The 947-nt window shown below is 64.5% G+C and carries 1 protein-coding gene; it reads right to left on the bottom strand.

The genetic code is table 11. The annotated features are described in order from the left end of the window. Window positions 1–62: 62 nt before the first annotated feature. Window positions 63–884: an IS21-like element helper ATPase IstB gene (gene istB / locus AAGW05_RS18495; protein ID WP_411806025.1), complete on the bottom strand. Its 822-nt coding sequence runs from the start codon at window positions 882–884 to the stop codon at window positions 63–65. Between the last annotated feature and the right edge of the window lie 63 nt (window positions 885–947).

The raw sequence follows: 947 nt of genomic DNA, 5'->3' as shown, positions 1-947 counted from the left end.
GTGTCGCTTGCCAGCGGGATGGGACCACCGCGTTGCCACGAGTATGGGACCACTCGTTAGTGTTATTTAGCATTGCGTGTCTCCTTGTTTTCGTCAAGGGTGGGGCGTCGGTTTCCTGTGGTGCGTTGGCGCCAGGAGGGGCCCTCGATGATCAGGGTGTGGGCGCCTTGGGTGAGTCGGTCGATCGCTGATTGGGCCAGCAGGGTGTCGGCGGTCATGGCCATCCATTCGGCGGGTTCGCGGTTGGAGCTGATGATGGTGGATTTACGCCGGTGGCGTTCAACAACGATTTCGTAGAAGTCGTTGGTCTCGGTGGTGTCCAGGGGCTTGATGGCGAAATCGTCGATGATCAGCATGTCTACGGCGGCGATGCGCCGCATCTCGGCCTCGAGGCTGTTGTCGAGCCGGGCGGCCCGTAGCCGGGTGAAGAGCTTGTCGGCGCGGGTGAAGTGCACGCTCATCCGCCGCCGGATCCCGGCGTGACCCAGGGCGGTGGCGAGGTGGGTTTTCCCGACCCCGACCGGGCCCAGCAGCAGCACGGAATGTCCGGCCTCGGCGAACGCTAGGGTACTCAGGTTCGAAAGGAGCATCCTGTCGTAGCTCAGGTCGTCGGCGTCGTCCCATGCCTCGAGGCGCATCATGGGGTCCAGGCCTGCCCGGGCCGCGCGCAGGGTTGCGGAGCGGGAATCCCGGCGGGAGAGTTCATCGGCGAGGAGCAACTCCAGGAACGCGGCATGGCCCATTTTCTGTTGCCTCGCCAGCACAAGGCGTTCGGGCAGGGTGTCCTTGAGCCCGGAGAGCTTCAGAGCCCGCAGGATCCCGGAGAGCTCACTGCTGACCGGGTCCACCGGCCCCGCCGGGGTGGTGGTGCTGTGCGGGTTCATCGCTGGTCCTCCTGTGCTTTGTGGGCTTGCTCGGAATGAGAAAAGACCAGGCGCAGTTGAATG

Origin of the sequence: Arthrobacter sp. LAPM80 (genome assembly GCF_046736435.1) — a bacterium.
Lineage (GTDB): Bacteria > Actinomycetota > Actinomycetes > Actinomycetales > Micrococcaceae > Specibacter.
The sequence above is the reverse complement of the archived record's forward strand: the minus strand, read 5'-3'. Positions and strand labels throughout refer to the sequence as shown.

Bases quoted from the DNA above. Each gene is read 5' to 3' on its own strand.
- istB (WP_411806025.1), bottom strand. From the start codon at position 884: ATGAACCCGCACAGCACCACCACCCCGGCGGGGCCGGTGGACCCGGTC.